We start from the raw sequence: 16,646 nt of genomic DNA, 5'->3' as shown, positions 1-16,646 counted from the left end.
GGCTCGGGCGGCGCCCGCCGAGCGCCTACGCTGGCGTGATGCAGGACGAGTACCGCACAGTGGCCCGCGAGGGCGTGCACGAGACCGAGATCAACCGCTCGCGATTCCTGTGCACCCTGGCGCCCGCGGCCACCGAGCGGGAGGCGCAGGACTTCGTCGCGCGCGTCCGCAAGGAGCACCCGACGGCCACGCACAACTGCTTCGCGTACGTCATCGGGGCCGACGCCGCGATCCAGCGGGCCAGTGACGACGGCGAGCCCGGCGGCACCGCGGGCGTCCCGATGCTCCAGATGCTCACCCGCCGGGACATGCGCTACGTCGCCGCCGTCGTCACCCGCTACTACGGCGGCGTCAAGCTCGGCGCGGGCGGTCTCATCCGCGCCTACGGAGGAGCCGTCGGCGAGGCGCTCGACGCCCTTGGCACCGTCACCCGCCGCCGCTTCCGCCTGGCCACCGTCACCGTCGACCACCAGCGCGCCGGCAAGGTCCAGAACGATCTGCGGTCGGCCGGCCGCGAGGTGCGTGACGTTCGTTACGGCGAAGCCGTCACCATCGAGATCGCTCTGCCCGACGCCGACGTCGCCGCCTTCCGGGGCTGGCTGGCCGACGCCACCGCGGGTACCGCCGTGTTCGCACTCGGGGGAGAGGCGTACGGGGACGCATGACGTCGCGGGTGCCCCCGGGAGCCGGGGCACAGGAGGCGTACGGATACGGCGGTAGCCGCCCGTGATGTCCGACCCGCCCGTTAGTCTCGGGGATCATGAGGCTGCTGCACACGTCCGACTGGCACCTGGGCCGCTCGTTCCACCGCGTGAACATGCTCGACGCCCAGGCCGCGTTCATCGGTCACCTGGTGGCGACCGTGCGCGAGCGCGAGGTCGACGCCGTCCTGGTGGCCGGTGACGTCTACGACAGGGCGGTGCCGCCGCTCGCCGCGGTCGAACTCTTCGACGACGCCCTGCACCGGCTCGCGGACCTCGGCGTGCCCACCGTGATGATCTCCGGCAACCACGACTCGGCACGCCGCCTCGGCGTCGGCGCGGGCCTCATCGACCGTGCCGGCATCCACCTGCGCACCGCCCCCGCCGCCTGCGCGGACCCCGTCCTCCTCACCGACGACCACGGGGACGTGGCGTTCTACGGCCTGCCCTACCTCGAACCCGTCCTGGTCAAGGACGAGTTCGGGGTGGACAAGGCGGGCCACGAGGCCGTCGTCGCAGCCGCCATGGACCGCGTGCGGGCCGACCTCGCCACCCGCGTGCCGGGCACCCGCTCCGTCGTGCTCGCCCACGCCTTCGTCAGCGGCGGCCGGGCCAGCGACAGCGAGCGGGACATCACCGTCGGCGGGGTGGCGTCGGTGCCCGCCTCGCTCTTCGACGGCGTCGACTACGCCGCGCTCGGTCATCTGCACGGCAGCCAGACACTGGGCCCGCGCGTGCGCTACTCCGGCTCGCCGCTGCCGTACTCCTTCTCCGAAGCGGACCACCGCAAGAGCATGTGGCTGATCGACCTCGGCCCCGAAGGGGAAATAGCGGCCGAACGTCTCGACTGCCCGGTGCCGCGCGCGCTGGCCCGTATCCGGGGCACCCTGGACGAGCTGCTCGACGACCCCGCCCTCACCCGGCACGAGGAGGCGTGGATCGAGGCCACCCTCACCGACGCCGTGCGCCCCGACGACCCCATGGCCCGGCTCTGCGCGCGCTTCCCCCACACCCTCAGCCTTCTCTTCGACCCGGACCGGGCCCCCGACGACCCGGACCTCTCCTACGCCCGGCGCCTCGAGGGCCGCAGCGACCAGCAGATCGCCGAGGACTTCGTGGCCCATGTGCGCGGCGCCGGGCCCGACCCGTACGAGCGGACGGTCCTGCGGTCCGCCTTCGACGCCGTCCGCACCGACGACACCGTCCACGAGGTCGCGCGATGAGACTCCACCGGCTGCGCCTCACCGCGTTCGGGCCCTTCGGCACCACCCAGGACATCGACTTCGACAAGCTCTCCGCCGCCGGCCTCTTCCTGCTGCACGGGCCGACCGGCGCGGGCAAGACCTCCGTCCTGGACGCCGTGTGCTACGCCCTGTACGGCTCCGTGCCGGGCCCCCGCCAGGGCGGCGGACAGGGCATGACGCTGCGCAGCGACCACGCGCGGCAGGACACCCGCACCGAGGTGTGCCTCGAACTCACCGTCGCCGGGCGCCGCCTGGAGATCACCCGCATGCCGCCCTGGGCACGCCCCAAGAAGCGCGGCACCGGCACCACCACCGACAAGGCCCAGAGCTGGCTGCGCGAGCGCACTCCCGAGGGCGGCTGGAAGGACCTGAGCCGCTCCCACCAGGAGATCGGCGAGGAGATCACCCAGCTGCTCGGCATGAGCAAGGAGCAGTTCTGCCAGGTCGTGCTGCTGCCCCAGGGCGACTTCGCACGTTTCCTGCGCGCGGACGCGGAAGCGCGCGGCAAGCTGCTCGGCCGCCTCTTCGACACCCGCAGGTTCGCCGCCGTCGAGCAGCGGCTCGCCGAGCAGCGGCGCACCACGGAGACCGAGGTCAAGGACGGCGACGCGGCACTCCTCGCCGACGCGCACCGCATGCAGCAGGCGGCCGCCGGCGACGGCGGGGAAGCCGAGCTGCCCCTGCCCGACCTCGCGCCCGGCGACCCGGGGCTGGCCGCCGAGGTCCTCTCCTGGGCCGCCGTGGCCCGCGCGAGCGCCCGCGAACGCCTCACCATCGCGCGGTGCGCCCTCACCACCGCCGAATCCGCGCAGGCCGCCGCCGAGCGCCGGCTCGGTGACGTACGCGAACTCGACCGGCTGCAGAACCGCTTCGCCGAGGCACGGGAGCGCGCGGCGCGGCTCCGGGCCCGCGAAGAGGAGCGGCGCGAGTACGAGCGGCGCCTGGAGCGGGCGCGCAAGGCCGAGACCGTGGCCCCCGCGCTCGCCCTGCGCGACGCCGCCGAGGCGGAACACCGCCGGGCCGCCCAAGAGGAGACACACGCGCGGGGCCGCCTCCCCGAGACGTTCGCGCAGTCCGGCGCGTCGGGGCTGGCCGCCGCCGCGCGCAAGGCGGCCGAGGAGCTGGGCGGCCTCGGCGCCGCCCGGCGCGCGGAGCAGCGGCTCGCCGACATCGCCGCCGAACGCGCTGCGCTGGACCGGCAGGAGCGCGCCGACGACGACCTGCTGCGGGACGCCTCCGGCTGGCTCGACGGCTGGGAGGGGACCCGGGCCGCCCTCCAGGAACGCGTCGAATCCGCGCGGGAGGCCGGGACACACGCCGAGCGGCTGGCGGGCCGCCTCGAACCGGCCCAGGACCGCCTGGACGCCGCCCACCGCCGCGACCACCTCGCCCGTGAAGCGGCGGCGGCCCACGAGCGCGCCCTGACCGCGCGCGAACACGCCGGGGCCACCCATGAGCACTGGCTCGCTCTCAAGGAACAGCGCCTGACGGGCATCGCCGCCGAACTCGCCGCGCGTCTGACGGACGGCGAACCGTGCGCCGTGTGCGGGGCCACGGAGCACCCCGCCCCGGCCGGCAAGAGCGCCGGACACGTGGACCGGCGCACCGAGGAAGAGGCGCTCACCGTCCACCGCGCCGCGCTGGAAGCCCGCACGGCCGCCGAGCGCGCGCTCGGTGACGTCCAGGCCTCCCTGACCGCGGCCACGGAGGCGGCACGCGGTGGCGCGGGGCGCCGGACCACCGGCGAACCCGGGGAGGCGGAACCGACCGTCGAGGAACTCGACCGGACCGTGGGGGAGTTGCGGCGGGCGCACGCCGAGGCCCGCGACCGCGCCTCAGGGCTGCACGCCGCGCGGGAGGCGCTCGCGCGGGCCGAGCGCGAATACGACCGCAGGACCGCCGAGCAGCAGAAGGCCGCCCGCCGCGCCGCGTCCCGCGCCACCCTGCGCGAAGCACTCGACCGCGAACAGGACGCGCTGGAAGCCGAGTTGACCCGGGCACGCGGCGCCACCGGCAGCGTCGCCGCCCGCGCCGCCCAGCTCGAACGGCAGACCGCGCTGCTCACCGAGGCGGCCGACGCCGCACGCGTCGCCGACGACACCGCCGAGCGCCGCAAGGCGGCGGACGCGCGCCTGGCCGACGCCGCCTTCCGCGCCGGCTTCGACACACCGCGGGCGGCGGCCGAGGCCCTGCTCGACGACGCCCACTACCGCGAGCTGCAACACCGCATCGACGCCTGGCGCGACGAAGAGGCCGCGGTGCGCTCCGTCCTTGCCGAACCGGACACGGCCGCCGCCGACCGGCAGCCGCCCGCCGATCTGCCGGCGGCGCGGGCCGAGGCCGGGGCCGCGGCACGGCGGCTGCGGACGGCGGCCTCCGCGCGCGACGCCGCGGCACGCCGCTGCGCCGAACTGGACCGGCTCTCCGCCCGCACGGCCGAGGCGACGCGCGAACTGGCGCCGCTGCGCGCCGCCCACGACCGCGTGGCCCGGCTGGCCGGCCTCGCCGCGGGTACCTCGGCGGACAACGAACGCCGGATGCGTCTGGAGTCGTACGTGCTGGCCGCCCGCCTGGAGCAGGTGGCCGCCGCCGCGACGGTCCGGCTGCGTCGGATGTCGTCCGGGCGCTACACCCTCGTGCACTCCGACGACCGTACCGGGCGCGGGCGTTCGGGCCTCGGTCTGCACGTGATCGACGCGTGGACGGGCCGGGAGCGCGACACGGCGACCCTCTCGGGCGGCGAGACGTTCTTCGCCTCGCTGGCGCTGGCGCTGGGCCTCGCGGACGTCGTCACCGACGAGGCGGGCGGCGTACGGCTGGACACGCTCTTCATCGACGAGGGCTTCGGCAGCCTGGACGACCAGACCCTGGACGAGGTCCTGGACGTCCTGGACTCACTGCGTGAGCGGGACCGCAGCGTGGGCATCGTCAGCCACGTCGCCGACCTGCGCCGCCGGGTGCACGCGCAGCTGGAGGTGGTGAAGGGGCGGGGCGGGTCGGTGGTGCGGCAGCGGGGCGTGGGATGAGGCGGAAGGGCGGCCCGGCCCCGCCGAGGGTGCGGCCCGGGCAGGCGCTATCCTGACCGCGGCCGCCGACATACCCCGCAATCAGCGGATTTTCGGGTCGAAACGGCCACCCCCGTACAGGCAGAAAGCGCAGGTTGTGGACTACCAGGCCGTTCTCGAGGAAGTCGCCGCCTTCGCCCGGCCGCTGGTGGGCCGCGGTCAGGTCGCCCGCTACATCCCGGCGCTCGCCGACGTGGACGCCGAGCGGTTCGGCATCGCGGTCGCCGACGTCGACGGCGAGGTGCACGGGGTGGGGGACTGGCAGGAGCCGTTCTCCGTCCAGTCCATCTCCAAGGCCTTCAGCCTCGCGCTCGTCCTCGCGGAGGGCGGTGAGCGGATCTGGGACCGGGTCGGCACGGAACCGTCCGGCAACCCCTTCAACTCGCTGGTCCAGCTCGAGTACGAGAACGGCATCCCGCGCAATCCCTTCATCAACGCCGGCGCGCTGGTCGTCACGGACCGGCTGCAGAGCCTCACCGGAGACGCCGGCGCGACGATGCTGGAGTTCCTGCGCGCCGAGAGCGGCAACCCGGACGTCGCCTTCGATCCGGTGGTGGCCGCCTCCGAGGCCGAGCACGGCGACCGCAACGCCGCCCTGGCCCACTTCATGGCGAGCTACGGCAATCTCGACAACCCCGTCAGCACGGTGCTCGACCACTACTTCCGGCAGTGCGCGATCCGGATGAGCTGCCGCGACCTCGCCCTCGCGGCGGCCTTCCTCGCCCGGCACGGGCTGCGTAACGACGGCACGCGTCTGCTGCCCGCCCGCGAGGCGAAGCAGGTCAACGCGGTCATGCTCACCTGCGGCACCTACGACGCGGCGGGCAGCTTCGCCTACCGCGTCGGGCTGCCGGGCAAGAGCGGCGTCGGCGGCGGCATCGTCGCGGTGATCCCCGGACGCTGCACCCTGTGCGTCTGGAGCCCAGGCCTGGACTCGTACGGCAACTCGGTGGCGGGCGTGGCGGCGCTCGACCACTTCACCACCGTGACGGGCTGGTCGGTGTTCTAGCCGCCGCACCCGGCGCACCCGCCGCACCCGGCCTGCCCGAGGTGACAGCGCCGTCAGCGTCCCAGCGGGCGTCTCGGCAGGGGAGAGGAGTAGACGACGCTCGTCGTCACCGAACCCAGGGCGCCGATCCGGCCCGAGACCTCTTCGAGATGGTTCATCGACCGCGCGGCGACCTTGATCACGAAGCAGTCGTCGCCGGTGACGTGATGCGCCTCGAGTATCTCCGGGGTGGCCTCCACCAGGTCGTGAAAAGGCTTGTAATTCCCCGTCGGGTAGCGCAGCCGCACGAACGCGAGAATCGGCAGCCCCAGCCGCTCCGGGTCGACCACGGCCGCGTAACCCTGGATGACGCCCGCCTCCTCCAGGCGCCGCACGCGCTCGGTGACGGCGCTCGCGGACATCGAGACGGCGCGCGCCAGTTCGGCATAGCTGGCGCGGCCCTCGCGCTGGAGGACGTCGAGGATGCGCCAGTCGGTGGCGTCCGTGGAATAACCGGTCATGCCCGAGAGGAAACAGGGAAATCCCCGGCTGATCAAGAGGGATGCCGGGGATCGCCGCTTCAGCCTTCCGGCCGCGGCACCTAGATTTTCTGCCATGGACACCACGAATGTGCAGGTCAGCGCCCCTTCCTTCCCTTCCGCCACCTCCGCCGCCGCACTCCCCGCCGCCGTGAATTCCGTTCTGCGGATCCCGCCCGCCTCCCCGGCCGCGGCCGCCGCGTATTTCGGGGCGAACCTCGCCTTCCACGCCGATGTCTCCGACGTGGCCGCCGCTCTCGCCGAAGGCGGCGACCCCGGCTTCGTGGTGATCGACACCCGCAGCACCGCGTCGTGGGACCAGGGGCACATCCCGGGCGCGCTCCACCTGCCCACCGCACTCATCCCCGAGCAGGCCGAGGCGCTCCTGGACAAGTCGGTGCCGGTGATCACCTACTGCTGGGGCCCGGGCTGCAACGGCGCCACCCGGGCGGCCCTCGCCCTCGCCCGGCTCGGCTTCCCGGTCAAGGAGATGCTCGGCGGCTTCGAGTACTGGGTGCGGGAGGGTTTCGCGTTCGAGACGTGGGAGGGCCGGGAGCGACGCGCCCCGGACGGCCTCACGGCGCCGGTCGACGCCGCCGACTGCGGCTGCTGACCCTGAGGGCGGTGGACGGAGGCGGAACCACGGCCGCCCACCGCCCCCTTGGTCACAGCCGGGACAGCTCATCCACTGGTCACAGCCGGGACAGCTCGTCCACCAGGTCGTCCAGACCCAGCGAGCCCTGGGAGAGCGCCGCCATGTGCCACGCCTTCGCGTCGAACGCGTCGCCGTGGCGCCGGCGCGCGTTCTCGCGGCCGAGCAGCCACGCCCGCTCGCCCAGCTTGTAGCCGATGGCCTGGCCCGGGATCGTGAGGTAGCGCGTCATCTCGCTCGCCACGTACTCCGTCGGGCGGCTGCAGTGCGCGTCGTAGAACTCCTGGGCCAGGTCCGGTGTCCAGCGCTCGCCCGGGTGGAAGGGGGAGTCCGCCGGGATCTTCAGCTCCAGGTGCATGCCGATGTCGACGATGACCCGCAGTGCGCGCATCATCTGGGCGTCCAGATAGCCGAGCCTGCGCTCGGGGTCGGTGAGGAAGCCCAGCTCGTCCATGAGCCGCTCGGCGTACAGCGCCCAGCCCTCCGCGTTCGCGCTGACGGTGCCGACGGTCGCCTGGTAGCGGGAGAGGTCCTGCGCGACATGGGCCCACTGGGCGATCTGGAGGTGGTGGCCCGGCACACCCTCGTGGTACCAGGTGGAGACCAGGTCGTAGACGGGGAAGCGGGTCTCACCCATCGTCGGCAGCCAGGTGCGGCCGGGGCGCGAGAAGTCCTCGGACGGGCCCGTGTAGTAGGGGGCCGCCGCGCCGCCGGGCGGGGCGATGTGGGACTCCACCTTGCGGACGCGCTCGGCGAGTTCGAAGTGCGTGCCGTCCAGCGCCTCGATCGCCTCGTCCATCAGCTCCTGAAGCCACACCCGCACCTCCGCCACGCCCTCGATGTGCGTGCCGTGCTCGTCCAGGTGCGCCAGCGCCGCCCAGGGCGTGGCGGCCCCCGGCAGGACCTTCTCCGCCTCGGTGCGCATCTCCGCGAGCAGCCGGTGGAACTCCGACCAGCCGTACGCGTACGCCTCGTCGAGGTCCAGGTCGGTGCCGTTGAAGTAGCGGGACAGCAGGGCGTAGCGCTCGCGGCCCACGGTGTCGGGGGAGCCCTCGATCGTGGGCGCGTAGACGTCCCGCATCCAGTCGCGCAGCGAGACCACCGAGGCGGTGGCGGCCCGCGCCGCGTCGTCCAGCTCGGAGCGCAGCGCGTCCGGCCCCGCGGCGGCGAACTCCTCGAACCAGCCGCCCTTGCCCGGTTCGCCCGCCCACTCGGTGAGCTGCTCGACGAACGTGGCCGTGGGGCGCGGTGCCCCGAACAGCTTGCGGTCCAGGCCGAGTTCGAGTGAGGCGCGATAGCCCTCCAGGGCGGTGGGTACGGCCCGCAGCCGCTCGGCGATGGCCGCCCAGTCCTCCTGCGTCTCCATGGGCGTCACGGTGAAGATCTCCCGCACCTGGTGCGGCACCGTGTGCAGATTGCCGACCCAGCGCAGGCCCTCCCCGGCGTCGTGCACGGCCAGCTCCGCGGTGAGCCGCTCGCGCAGCAGCCTGCCGCAGCGGCGCTCGATCTCCCGGTCCGCCCCGGGCCGGGCCTCCGCCTCGGCCAGCCGGACGAGGGTCGTCCGTGCCAGCCGGGCGAGCGCCTCCTGACCGGCGGGCGAGGTGTCGGGGAGCCTGCTGTCGCTCTCCCGTACGCCGAGGTAGGTGCCGGTGATGGGGTCGAGGGCGATGAGCTCGTCGACGTACGCGTCGGCGACCTCGCGGGGCAGGGGGCCGGCGTTCGGATGTGGGTTCTTCGTCACTGACATGCGGACATCCTCGTACGAGGGGACGGTGCGCGTCATCAAGGTTTGGCGGGATTCTCGCGTGGTCCGGCGCCGGCGTCCTCGGCCGGCAGCAAGGGGCCGCACTCCCACTGCTGGAAGATCAACCTCGTCTCCACGCGGGCCACTTCGCGCCGCGCCGTGAACTCGTCGAGCACGAGCCGCTGGAGATCCGCCGGGCCGGCCACCGCCACATGCACCAGGAAGTCCTCCGGGCCCGTGAGGTGGAACAGCGACAACGACTCGGGCAGGGCCCGGATCCGTTCCACGAAGGGCACCACGAGGTCGCGGCGGTGCGGCCGCACCTGCACCGAGAGCAGGGCTTGGAGGCCGCGCCCGAGTTTCGCCGGATCCAGGCGCAGCTGGTGGCCGAGTATCACCCCCGAGCGCCGCAGCCGCGCCACCCGGTCGAGGCAGGTGGACGGCGCCACGCCGACCTGCGCCGCGAGGTCGCGGTAGGTGGTCCGGGCGTCGTTCTGCAACAGCCGCAGAATGTGGAGGTCCACCGGGTCCAGTGCGACAGAGTCGGCCATCGGGCGAACGTAACACGGGATGTGCCGCCGTTGGTCCGGGTCCTGTTCAGCCTGTGGGGCATGGACGCGAACACGGAGAAAGCCATGCGGGAGGCACCGCGTGCCCTGGCCACCGAGGCCGTGCACGCCGGGCGGGACGATCTGGCCGAACTGGGCCTGCACGCCCCGCCGATCGACCTCTCCACGACCTACCCCTCCCGCGACAGCCGCGGCGAGGCCGCCCGCATCGACGCCTTCGCCGCCGAGGGGGTCCTCGACGACGGGCCGCCCGTCTACGCCCGGCTCGGCAACCCGACCGTCGCCCGATTCGAGACCGCGCTGGCCCGCCTCGAAGGCACCGAGAGCGCCGTCGCGTTCGCCAGCGGCATGGCCGCCCTCACCGCGGTCCTGCTGGTGCGTGCCGCCGCCGGCCTGCGGCACGTCGTGGCGGTGCGGCCGCTGTACGGCTGCAGCGACCACCTGCTCACGGCGGGCCTGCTCGGCACCGAGGTGACGTGGGTGGACACGGCCGGCATCGCGGACGCCGTCCGTCCCGACACCGGTCTGGTGATGGTCGAGTCACCGGCCAACCCGACCCTCGCCGAACTCGACCTGGCCGCCGTGGCCCACTCCTGCGGCGAGGTGCCGCTGCTCGCCGACAACACCTTCGCCACCCCCGTCCTCCAGCGGCCCACGGAGAGCGGCGCCCGCCTGGTGCTGCACAGCGCCACGAAGTACCTGGGCGGCCACGGTGACGTCCTCGCCGGAGTCGTCGCGTGCGACGAGGAGTTCGCGCGGCAGCTGCGCCAGGTGCGGTTCGCCACCGGAGGGGTGCTGCATCCGCTCGCCGGGTACCTGCTGCTGCGCGGCCTCGCCACGCTGCCGGTCCGGGTGCGGGCGGCGTCGGAGAACGCGGCGGAGCTGGCGCGGCGCCTCGCCGGGGACCCGCGTGTGGCGCGCGTCCACTACCCCCGGCTCGGCGGCGCCATGGTCGCCTTCGAGGTGTGCGGCGACCCGCACGAGGTGATCGCCGGGGTCCGGCTGATCACCCCGGCGGTCAGCCTCGGCAGTGTCGACTCGCTCATCCAGCACCCGGCGTCCATCAGCCACCGCGTGGTGGACGCCGCGGACCGGCACTCGTCCGGCGTCAGCGACCGCCTGCTGCGCATGTCGTGCGGTCTCGAGGACGTCGAGGACCTGTGGCGCGACCTGGACCAGGCCCTCGGCCCGGTCAGCGCTCCGCCCGCTGATGCCGCTCGGCCCGGCCGTCGTGCGACCGTGCCCCCTCGTGCGGGTGGGCCTCGCCGTGCGGCTGCCGCGCGCTGACGGACGGCGCGTCGAGGCGGGCGGTGATCACCAGCGTGCCCTCCTCGATCTGGTAGTCGAGCGGCAGACCGAGACCCCGCATCGCGGCGACCATGCCCGTGTTGGACGCCTGTGTCACCGCGTACACGCTCTCGCAGCCCGCCTCGGCCGCCATCGCCACGAGCCGGCCGAGCAGCTGTCCGCCGATGCCGCGCCGCTGCCACTCGTCCTCCACGAGCAGCGCGATCTCGGTCTCGTCGCCGTCCCAGAGCAGATGGCCGACGCCGACGATGCGGCCGGAGGCCGTCTGCACCGCGAGGGTGCGGCCGAACCGCGGGCTGAGCAGGTGGCCCAGATAGCGGTCGGCGTCCCGTACCGGGCCGTGGTAGCGCATGCTCAGGGTGCGCTGCGAGCAGCGGTCGTGCATGGCCTTGGCGGCCTGGATGTCGGCCGTGTCGGCCCGGCGCACGGTGATGGAGTTGCCCTCGGGCAGGGTCAGCACGTCCTGGCTGCGCGGGACACGCGGACCGAGTCGTGTGTCGAGTTCCACCAGGGCACGCGCGCGGGCGAACTCCGTCGGGGTGAACGGCAGATGGGGCCGCTCGACGGTGATCACCTCGCCGTCCGGGCCGTTCAGGCGCAGCACGGTCCCTTCGAGCGCGCCGTCCACCGGTGCCGCGGGCGGCGTCGGGGTCTGGCGTCCCACGGCTCGGGAGGTGGCGGGCAGCGAACGGATGGTGCAGCGGCCGAGAAGCTGTCGCAGGGCGAGCGGCAGCTCGGCGGCGTCGAGCGCGGTGCGGGTGGCGAGGCCCAGGATGCGGGTGGGGGCGTCCACCAGGTCGTGGGTGTCGGCCCGTTCGATCCAGGTGCCCGCGCCGCCCGCGCGGGCGATCGACCGGGTGATCTCGGCACCGGCCAGGGCTTCTGGGGCGCGCAGCAGGAACTCGTCGACCGTGCCCACGGCCAGGGGGTGTGCCTGGAGGCTCAGGATGTCCACCCCCAGCTCGGCGAGCGCCCCGCAGAGCGCGGCCAGGGAGCCCGGCTCGTCCCGTACGGTCGTACGCATCCGCCACAGCGTCGTCGCTCCGGGCGTGGCCGGGTGGCTGCTCGGCGAGGTGGTGGCGGGCCCGGCCTGCTCCGCCTCGGCGGGTGGCCGGGCGCCGATATCGGGTGCCGGCGGGGCGTGGTTGTGGCGCCGTGCCCACCAGAGGTGGAACCCGGTCGTGGCGAGGAGTACCACGGCCGAGATCACGAGCAGGGCAGGCCCGTCGGGGCCGTGCCCGATCATGTTGGCCACCGCGTCCGCCACCGCGACGGCCGTGAAGAGAGCGGCCAGCTCGACCACGTCGCGCCGCCAGTGATGAACGGGGCGGCCGTGCTTGGTGCGGGTCACATCGGTCGGTTCAGTTCGCATGCGACCACTGTGGGCGACCGGTGTTGCGTGATCACGAACGTCGTGTGACTGATGGGTTAAGAGGCCATCTGTCCTTTTCGTGCCCTTCGCCGGACTGTGTCGCCGGGCCGGGTCACTGCCCCACCCGGCCCGGCCGCAGGACCTTCGTGAACAGGACGCCGCCGCCCTCCTGCCGCAACCGGACGGTCAGGTCCCCGCTGCCCCCGTCGATGTCCACCTCGCCGAAGTACTGCGGTGTCTCGGCCGGCGAGGTGTTCGCGCGGCTCGGCGCCTTGACGTACTTCTGCTCGGGACCGAACGTCGCGTCGAGCTTCGTCGCGGGGAACCCACCGGCGGCCAGCGGCCCGGACACGAACTCCCAGAACGGCGCGAAGTCCTTGAACGCCGCGCGCGAGGGGTCGTAGTGCTGCGCCGAGGTGTAGTGCACGTCGGCGGTCAGCCACAGCGTCCCGGTGATCCTCCGGTGCTTGATGTGCCGCAGGAGCTCGGCGATCTGCAGCTCGCGGCCCAGTGGCGCGCCGGGATCGCCCTGCGCGACGGCCTCGAAGTTCGCCCTGCCGTCCGGCACGACGAGCCCCAGGGGCATGTCGGAGGCGATGACCTTCCACACCGCCCGGGACCGCGACAGCTCCCGCTTCAGCCAGGCCAGCTGCCGGGCGCCGAGGATGCCGCTGGCGTCGTCGGGCTGCCTGTTCGGCGAGTTGGCGTTGCGGTACGAGCGCATGTCCAGGACGAACACGTCCAGGAGCGGCCCGTGCCGCAGCACGCGGTACACCCGCCCCTCCTCGTCGCCCGGCGGCAGTGTCGAGACGGGGAAGTACTCGCTGAACGCCCGCAAGGAGCGGCCCGCCAGGACGTTCACGTCCTTCTCCGTGTAGCGGGCGTCGTCCAGGATCTGGCCCGGATACCAGTTGTTGCGCACCTCGTGGTCGTCCCACTGCACGAGGGAGGGCACCTGCGCGTTGAACCGGCGCAGGTTCTCGTCGAGGAGGTTGTAGCGGAACGCGCCGCGGAACTCCTTGAGGGACTCGGCGACCTTCGACTTCTCCTCCGTCGTGACGTTCCGCCACACGGAGCCGTCGGGAAGGGTGACGCTCGGCTGGATCGGCCCGTCGGCGTAGATGTTGTCACCGCTGCACAGGAAGAAGTCGGGGTCGCGGCGGCGCATCTCCTCGAAGACGCGGTAGCCGCCCCGGTCCGGGTTGATGCCCCAACCCTGGCCCGCGATGTCGCCCGACCACAGGAAGCGCACCCCTTCCTTGCGGCTCTTGGGCGTCGTGCGGAAGGTGCCGGTGACCGGCCGCCCGGTGCGGCGCGGGTCGTCGGGGTCCGCGAGCAGCACCCGGTAGTGGATCTGCTCGTCGGCCGGCAGCCCCCGCAGCCGGGTCGTCCCCGTGAAGTCCGTATCCGGTCCGAGCAGCGGCCCGCGCCAGCGCCGCGCGTCGCGGAACGACTCCGTGGCCGCCGTCTCCACGATCATCCGGGCCGGACGGTCGGACCGGACCCAGACGAGCCCCGCGTGCGCGGTCACGTCCCCGGCCTGCACGCCCCACCCGGCCTCCGGGCGGCCGGACCTGGCGAACGCGGGAGCGGCCCCGGCGAGCCCCGGCACGGCGAGCGCCGCCGGTGCGGCCAGCGATCCGAGCAGCAGGCTGCGGCGGCGGGGGGACGGGCTCGGCTGACGTCGTGACATGAATGCGCCTCCAGTTGACGGGTGCGACCAGTGTGCGCGCCGCTGACCAGGGGCGCGCCACAGCGCCCACACGAACCACAAGTGAACAACTCCCGCCCGCCCCAGGGAACCGGCGCGCACGGAACACCTGGGCCCGGTCCGGAGTCGCGGGCCTTCGGGCGGATGCCGGGAGACCTGCGCACGAGGACGTACGACCGATGTCCTGATGATCGACGGCGACTACGCTCATGGCGTCAGGGCGTGCGACCGGCGCGCTCCCACAGCCGTCGGGCACGCGTTCCGTGCCGCACCCCGAAGGGGCCCCACATGCCTGTCAACGGTCGGAGCCACATCCGGATCGCCCGCCCGTCCCGGGACCTGGCGGCGGCGGAGCGCTTCTGGGTCGATGGGCTCGGGCTCACGGTGCTGTACCGGGCCGAGGGCGGCGACGCCACCGGGGAACACGATTTGCTCATGGTGGGGTGGCCCGACGCCTCCTGGCACCTCGAACTCGTCCATGACTCCGCCGCTCCCGTCGGGCCACGGCCCACCGAGGAGGACCTGCTCGTCGTCTACGTCGACGGGGAGGTCCCCGAAGAGCTGGTGGCGCGCCTGGAGGAACGCGGCGGCAAGCGGGTCCCGTCCCCCAACCCCTACTGGAACGAGTGGGGCATCACGGTCGAGGACCCCGACGGCTACCGCTTGGTGCTCTCGACGCGCGGCTGGTCCAACTCCTGACGACGCGCGTCCGGTCGCGGCGGTGGGCCCCCGCCTCAGCGGCAGGTGTCGCGGATGACCCGGGCGACCAGGGCCGGGTCGTCGTTCATCGGGACGTGCCCGCAGCCGGGCAGCCGTACGAGCCGTGCGCCGGGGATGACGTGCTTGGCCCGTATTCCCTGGCGGCGCAGGAGCACCCGGTCCCGGGTGCCCCAGGCGACGGTGACCGGCAGCCCCCGCACGTCGTCGCGGAAGAGGACGTCCCGGCCGGCCGTCAGCGTCGCCTCGAAGCCCGGGGCATGGCGCAGGGCGAGCGTCTCGGCGACGACCGCCTCCGGTGAACGGCGCCCCGGACGGGCGTAGATGGCACCAGTGAGCACCGCGCGACCGGCCGCGCTGCTGGACAGCCTCTCGATCATCGGCAGCGGCAGCAACCGCGCGCCCTGCCGCAGCGCGAGCAGGGTGTAGAAGGCGTACCGGCGTTCGGCGGCCGACCAGAAGCCGCCGGGCGACAGGGCGGTGACGGAGCGCACGAGTCGCTCGCGGCCCAGCTCCAGGGCGAGCAGCCCGCCCAGGGAGTTGCCCGCCACATGGGGGCGCTCGATCTGCAGGGCCGCACACAGCGCACCGAGCGCCGAGACGACTGTGGAGAGGCCGTACGTCAGCCCGTCCGGCAGTGCGGGCGACTCCCCGAAGCCCGGCAGGTCCACGGCGATCACGTCGTGGTCGGCGGCCAGGATCCGCGTCACCGGCTCCCAGGCCTGGCGGTGGTGGCCTATGCCGTGCAGCAGGAGCAACGGCTCACCCGCGCCCGACCGTTCGTAGGCGATCGTCATGGTGCGCGGGCCGCCGGGCGACGCGACCTCGAAGGACACCTCTGTGGACATGGCTGCTCCTGTTCCCGTCGCGGGACGACGGCTCCTCAACTGCGTTAGACACGTTGTCAGCAACAATTACCGCCCAGTAGCCCGCACTTCAAGAGGCGGCCCCCACTTCACGAGGCGACCTTGCCCGCTTCAAGGGGCCGCGCGGATTCCTCCTGGACAGCGGATCTTCCGTGAGCTGGGATGGAGAGGTGGCTACCGACAGCGCGACCGACCTCTTCGAACAGCACCGCCCCGTCCTGATGGGTGTCGCCTACCGCATGCTCGGCCGGGTGGCCGACGCGGAGGACGTCGTCCAGGAGGCCTGGCTCCGCTGGTCCGCCGCCGACCACGGCCAAGTGCGCGAACCACGCGCCTACTTGGTGCGCGTCACCACCCGCCTCGCCATCGACCGGCTGCGCCACGTGCAGTCCCGGCGCGAGGCGTACGTGGGACCGTGGCTCCCCGAGCCCTATGTCACCGACTTCGGCCCCACTGTCCCCGACACGGCCGAGCGGGCCGTCCTCGCCGAGTCCGTCTCCCTGGCGGTCCTCGTCGTCATGGAGTCCCTCTCGCCCCTGGAGCGCGCCGTCTTCGTGCTGCGGGAGGCCTTCGGATTCCCCTACGCCGAGATCGCGCACACCCTGGACCGCGGCGAGGCCGCGGTGCGCCAGCTCGCGGGGCGCGCCCGCAAGCACGTCGAGGCGGGCCGCCCCCGCTATGAAGTGGACCCGGCCGAGCGCCGAGACCTGACCGAACGGTTCCTGGCGGCGGCCGCCGAGGGCGACCTGGAGGGCCTGGTGGCGCTGCTCGCCCCGGACGTCCGTCTCGTCGGTGACAGCGGCGGCAAGGCCAAGGCGCCGTTGCGCGTCGTGGAGACCGCCGAAAAGGTGGGCCGCTTCCTGCACGGCGTCGCCGCCAAGGGCCTCGCCCCCGGGGCCGAGCTGGAATTGCGGTTCCTCGAACTCAATGGAGCCGAATCCGTGCTCCTCCTGGCCGACGGGAAGCCGGACAGTGTCCTCCAGGTGGACACCGCCGACGGCCGCATTCAGCGCGTCTACATCATCCGCAATCCGGACAAGCTCCTGCTGCTCGCCCGCCACGAGCGCGGCGAATAACCGACCGGGACAGCTCACGACCCCTCGGAAGCAAGCCCTCACCCGGCGGTGGGGGCTTCTTTCCGAGGAATCCTCGCGCCCCTCTCCACGGGTA

14 protein-coding genes are annotated in these 16,646 nt (G+C 73.5%); 8 read left to right on the top strand and 6 right to left on the bottom strand.

Annotated features, from left to right (window positions below):
• Nucleotides 1-38 precede the first annotated feature (38 nt).
• The 4 genes from ACZ5GP_RS10890 (at nt 39) to ACZ5GP_RS10875 (ending at nt 6,019) form a co-directional block, all read left to right on the top strand.
• Nucleotides 39-665: a YigZ family protein gene (locus ACZ5GP_RS10890; RefSeq protein ID WP_468750530.1), complete on the top strand. Its 627-nt coding sequence runs from the start codon at nt 39-41 to the stop codon at nt 663-665.
• Between the two features lie 95 nt (nt 666-760).
• Complete coding sequence (locus ACZ5GP_RS10885) at nt 761-1,924, top strand: exonuclease SbcCD subunit D (protein WP_468750529.1); 1,164 nt, start codon at nt 761-763, stop codon at nt 1,922-1,924.
• Nucleotides 1,921-4,971: an AAA family ATPase gene (locus ACZ5GP_RS10880; RefSeq protein WP_468750528.1), complete on the top strand. Its 3,051-nt coding sequence runs from the start codon at nt 1,921-1,923 to the stop codon at nt 4,969-4,971. Before ACZ5GP_RS10885 ends, ACZ5GP_RS10880 begins: the two co-directional genes overlap by 4 nt.
• Before the next feature lie 136 nt (nt 4,972-5,107).
• The gene (locus tag ACZ5GP_RS10875; protein WP_468750527.1) at nt 5,108-6,019 is read left to right on the top strand and encodes a glutaminase; all 912 of its coding nucleotides are present in this window, start codon (nt 5,108-5,110) and stop codon (nt 6,017-6,019) included.
• A gap of 53 nt (nt 6,020-6,072) precedes the next feature.
• Here ACZ5GP_RS10875 and ACZ5GP_RS10870 read toward each other — a convergent pair whose 3' ends face one another.
• Nucleotides 6,073-6,519, bottom strand: a complete 447-nt coding sequence (locus tag ACZ5GP_RS10870; RefSeq protein WP_125510884.1) for an Lrp/AsnC family transcriptional regulator — start codon at nt 6,517-6,519, stop codon at nt 6,073-6,075.
• Nucleotides 6,520-6,613: 94 nt separating this feature from the next.
• Here ACZ5GP_RS10870 and ACZ5GP_RS10865 point away from each other — a divergent pair, with 94 nt between their 5' ends.
• On the top strand, nt 6,614-7,150 hold the full coding sequence (locus ACZ5GP_RS10865; RefSeq protein WP_468750526.1) for a rhodanese-like domain-containing protein: 537 nt from the start codon (nt 6,614-6,616) through the stop codon (nt 7,148-7,150).
• 79 nt (nt 7,151-7,229) lie between these two features.
• Here ACZ5GP_RS10865 and ACZ5GP_RS10860 read toward each other — a convergent pair whose 3' ends face one another.
• On the bottom strand, nt 7,230-8,936 hold the full coding sequence (locus ACZ5GP_RS10860; protein ID WP_468750525.1) for a DUF885 domain-containing protein: 1,707 nt from the start codon (nt 8,934-8,936) through the stop codon (nt 7,230-7,232).
• A gap of 35 nt (nt 8,937-8,971) precedes the next feature.
• Nucleotides 8,972-9,484, bottom strand: a complete 513-nt coding sequence (locus ACZ5GP_RS10855) for an Lrp/AsnC family transcriptional regulator (protein ID WP_468750524.1) — start codon at nt 9,482-9,484, stop codon at nt 8,972-8,974.
• 60 nt (nt 9,485-9,544) lie between these two features.
• On the opposite strand from ACZ5GP_RS10855, the gene ACZ5GP_RS10850 reads away from it, so the two are divergent.
• Complete coding sequence (locus tag ACZ5GP_RS10850; protein ID WP_468750523.1) at nt 9,545-10,789, top strand: trans-sulfuration enzyme family protein; 1,245 nt, start codon at nt 9,545-9,547, stop codon at nt 10,787-10,789.
• On the opposite strand, the gene ACZ5GP_RS10845 is transcribed toward ACZ5GP_RS10850, so the two are convergent.
• Together ACZ5GP_RS10845 and ACZ5GP_RS10840 are read right to left on the bottom strand one after the other, a co-directional pair.
• Nucleotides 10,695-12,182, bottom strand: coding sequence for a GNAT family N-acetyltransferase (locus ACZ5GP_RS10845; RefSeq protein ID WP_468750522.1), 1,488 nt, complete (start codon nt 12,180-12,182; stop codon nt 10,695-10,697). The genes ACZ5GP_RS10850 and ACZ5GP_RS10845 overlap by 95 nt on opposite strands.
• 112 nt (nt 12,183-12,294) lie before the next feature.
• On the bottom strand, nt 12,295-13,875 hold the full coding sequence (locus tag ACZ5GP_RS10840) for an alkaline phosphatase D family protein (protein ID WP_468750521.1): 1,581 nt from the start codon (nt 13,873-13,875) through the stop codon (nt 12,295-12,297).
• Nucleotides 13,876-14,181: 306 nt separating this feature from the next.
• On the opposite strand from ACZ5GP_RS10840, the gene ACZ5GP_RS10835 reads away from it, so the two are divergent.
• Nucleotides 14,182-14,592, top strand: a complete 411-nt coding sequence (locus tag ACZ5GP_RS10835; RefSeq protein ID WP_468750520.1) for a VOC family protein — start codon at nt 14,182-14,184, stop codon at nt 14,590-14,592.
• A gap of 35 nt (nt 14,593-14,627) precedes the next feature.
• On the opposite strand, the gene ACZ5GP_RS10830 is transcribed toward ACZ5GP_RS10835, so the two are convergent.
• Nucleotides 14,628-15,458, bottom strand: a complete 831-nt coding sequence (locus ACZ5GP_RS10830; RefSeq protein WP_468750519.1) for an alpha/beta fold hydrolase — start codon at nt 15,456-15,458, stop codon at nt 14,628-14,630.
• 188 nt (nt 15,459-15,646) lie between these two features.
• Between ACZ5GP_RS10830 and ACZ5GP_RS10825 the strand changes: the two genes are divergently transcribed.
• Nucleotides 15,647-16,552, top strand: coding sequence for an RNA polymerase sigma-70 factor (locus tag ACZ5GP_RS10825; RefSeq protein WP_468750518.1), 906 nt, complete (start codon nt 15,647-15,649; stop codon nt 16,550-16,552).
• The last annotated feature ends 94 nt before the right edge of the window (nt 16,553-16,646 follow it).

Source organism: Streptomyces sp. NPDC031466, assembly GCF_055581265.1.
Note: the sequence above shows the minus strand (reverse complement) of the source record. Positions and strands in the feature narration are given on the sequence as shown.

Bases quoted from the DNA above. Each gene is read 5' to 3' on its own strand.
- ACZ5GP_RS10890 (WP_468750530.1), top strand. From the start codon at position 39: ATGCAGGACGAGTACCGCACAGTGGCCCGCGAGGGCGTGCACGAGACC.
- ACZ5GP_RS10885 (WP_468750529.1), top strand. From the start codon at position 761: ATGAGGCTGCTGCACACGTCCGACTGGCACCTGGGCCGCTCGTTCCAC.
- ACZ5GP_RS10880 (WP_468750528.1), top strand. From the start codon at position 1,921: ATGAGACTCCACCGGCTGCGCCTCACCGCGTTCGGGCCCTTCGGCACC.
- ACZ5GP_RS10870 (WP_125510884.1), bottom strand. From the start codon at position 6,519: ATGACCGGTTATTCCACGGACGCCACCGACTGGCGCATCCTCGACGTC.
- ACZ5GP_RS10865 (WP_468750526.1), top strand. From the start codon at position 6,614: ATGGACACCACGAATGTGCAGGTCAGCGCCCCTTCCTTCCCTTCCGCC.
- ACZ5GP_RS10860 (WP_468750525.1), bottom strand. From the start codon at position 8,936: ATGTCAGTGACGAAGAACCCACATCCGAACGCCGGCCCCCTGCCCCGC.
- ACZ5GP_RS10855 (WP_468750524.1), bottom strand. From the start codon at position 9,484: ATGGCCGACTCTGTCGCACTGGACCCGGTGGACCTCCACATTCTGCGG.
- ACZ5GP_RS10850 (WP_468750523.1), top strand. From the start codon at position 9,545: ATGGACGCGAACACGGAGAAAGCCATGCGGGAGGCACCGCGTGCCCTG.
- ACZ5GP_RS10845 (WP_468750522.1), bottom strand. From the start codon at position 12,182: ATGCGAACTGAACCGACCGATGTGACCCGCACCAAGCACGGCCGCCCC.
- ACZ5GP_RS10840 (WP_468750521.1), bottom strand. From the start codon at position 13,875: ATGTCACGACGTCAGCCGAGCCCGTCCCCCCGCCGCCGCAGCCTGCTG.
- ACZ5GP_RS10835 (WP_468750520.1), top strand. From the start codon at position 14,182: ATGCCTGTCAACGGTCGGAGCCACATCCGGATCGCCCGCCCGTCCCGG.
- ACZ5GP_RS10830 (WP_468750519.1), bottom strand. From the start codon at position 15,458: ATGTCCACAGAGGTGTCCTTCGAGGTCGCGTCGCCCGGCGGCCCGCGC.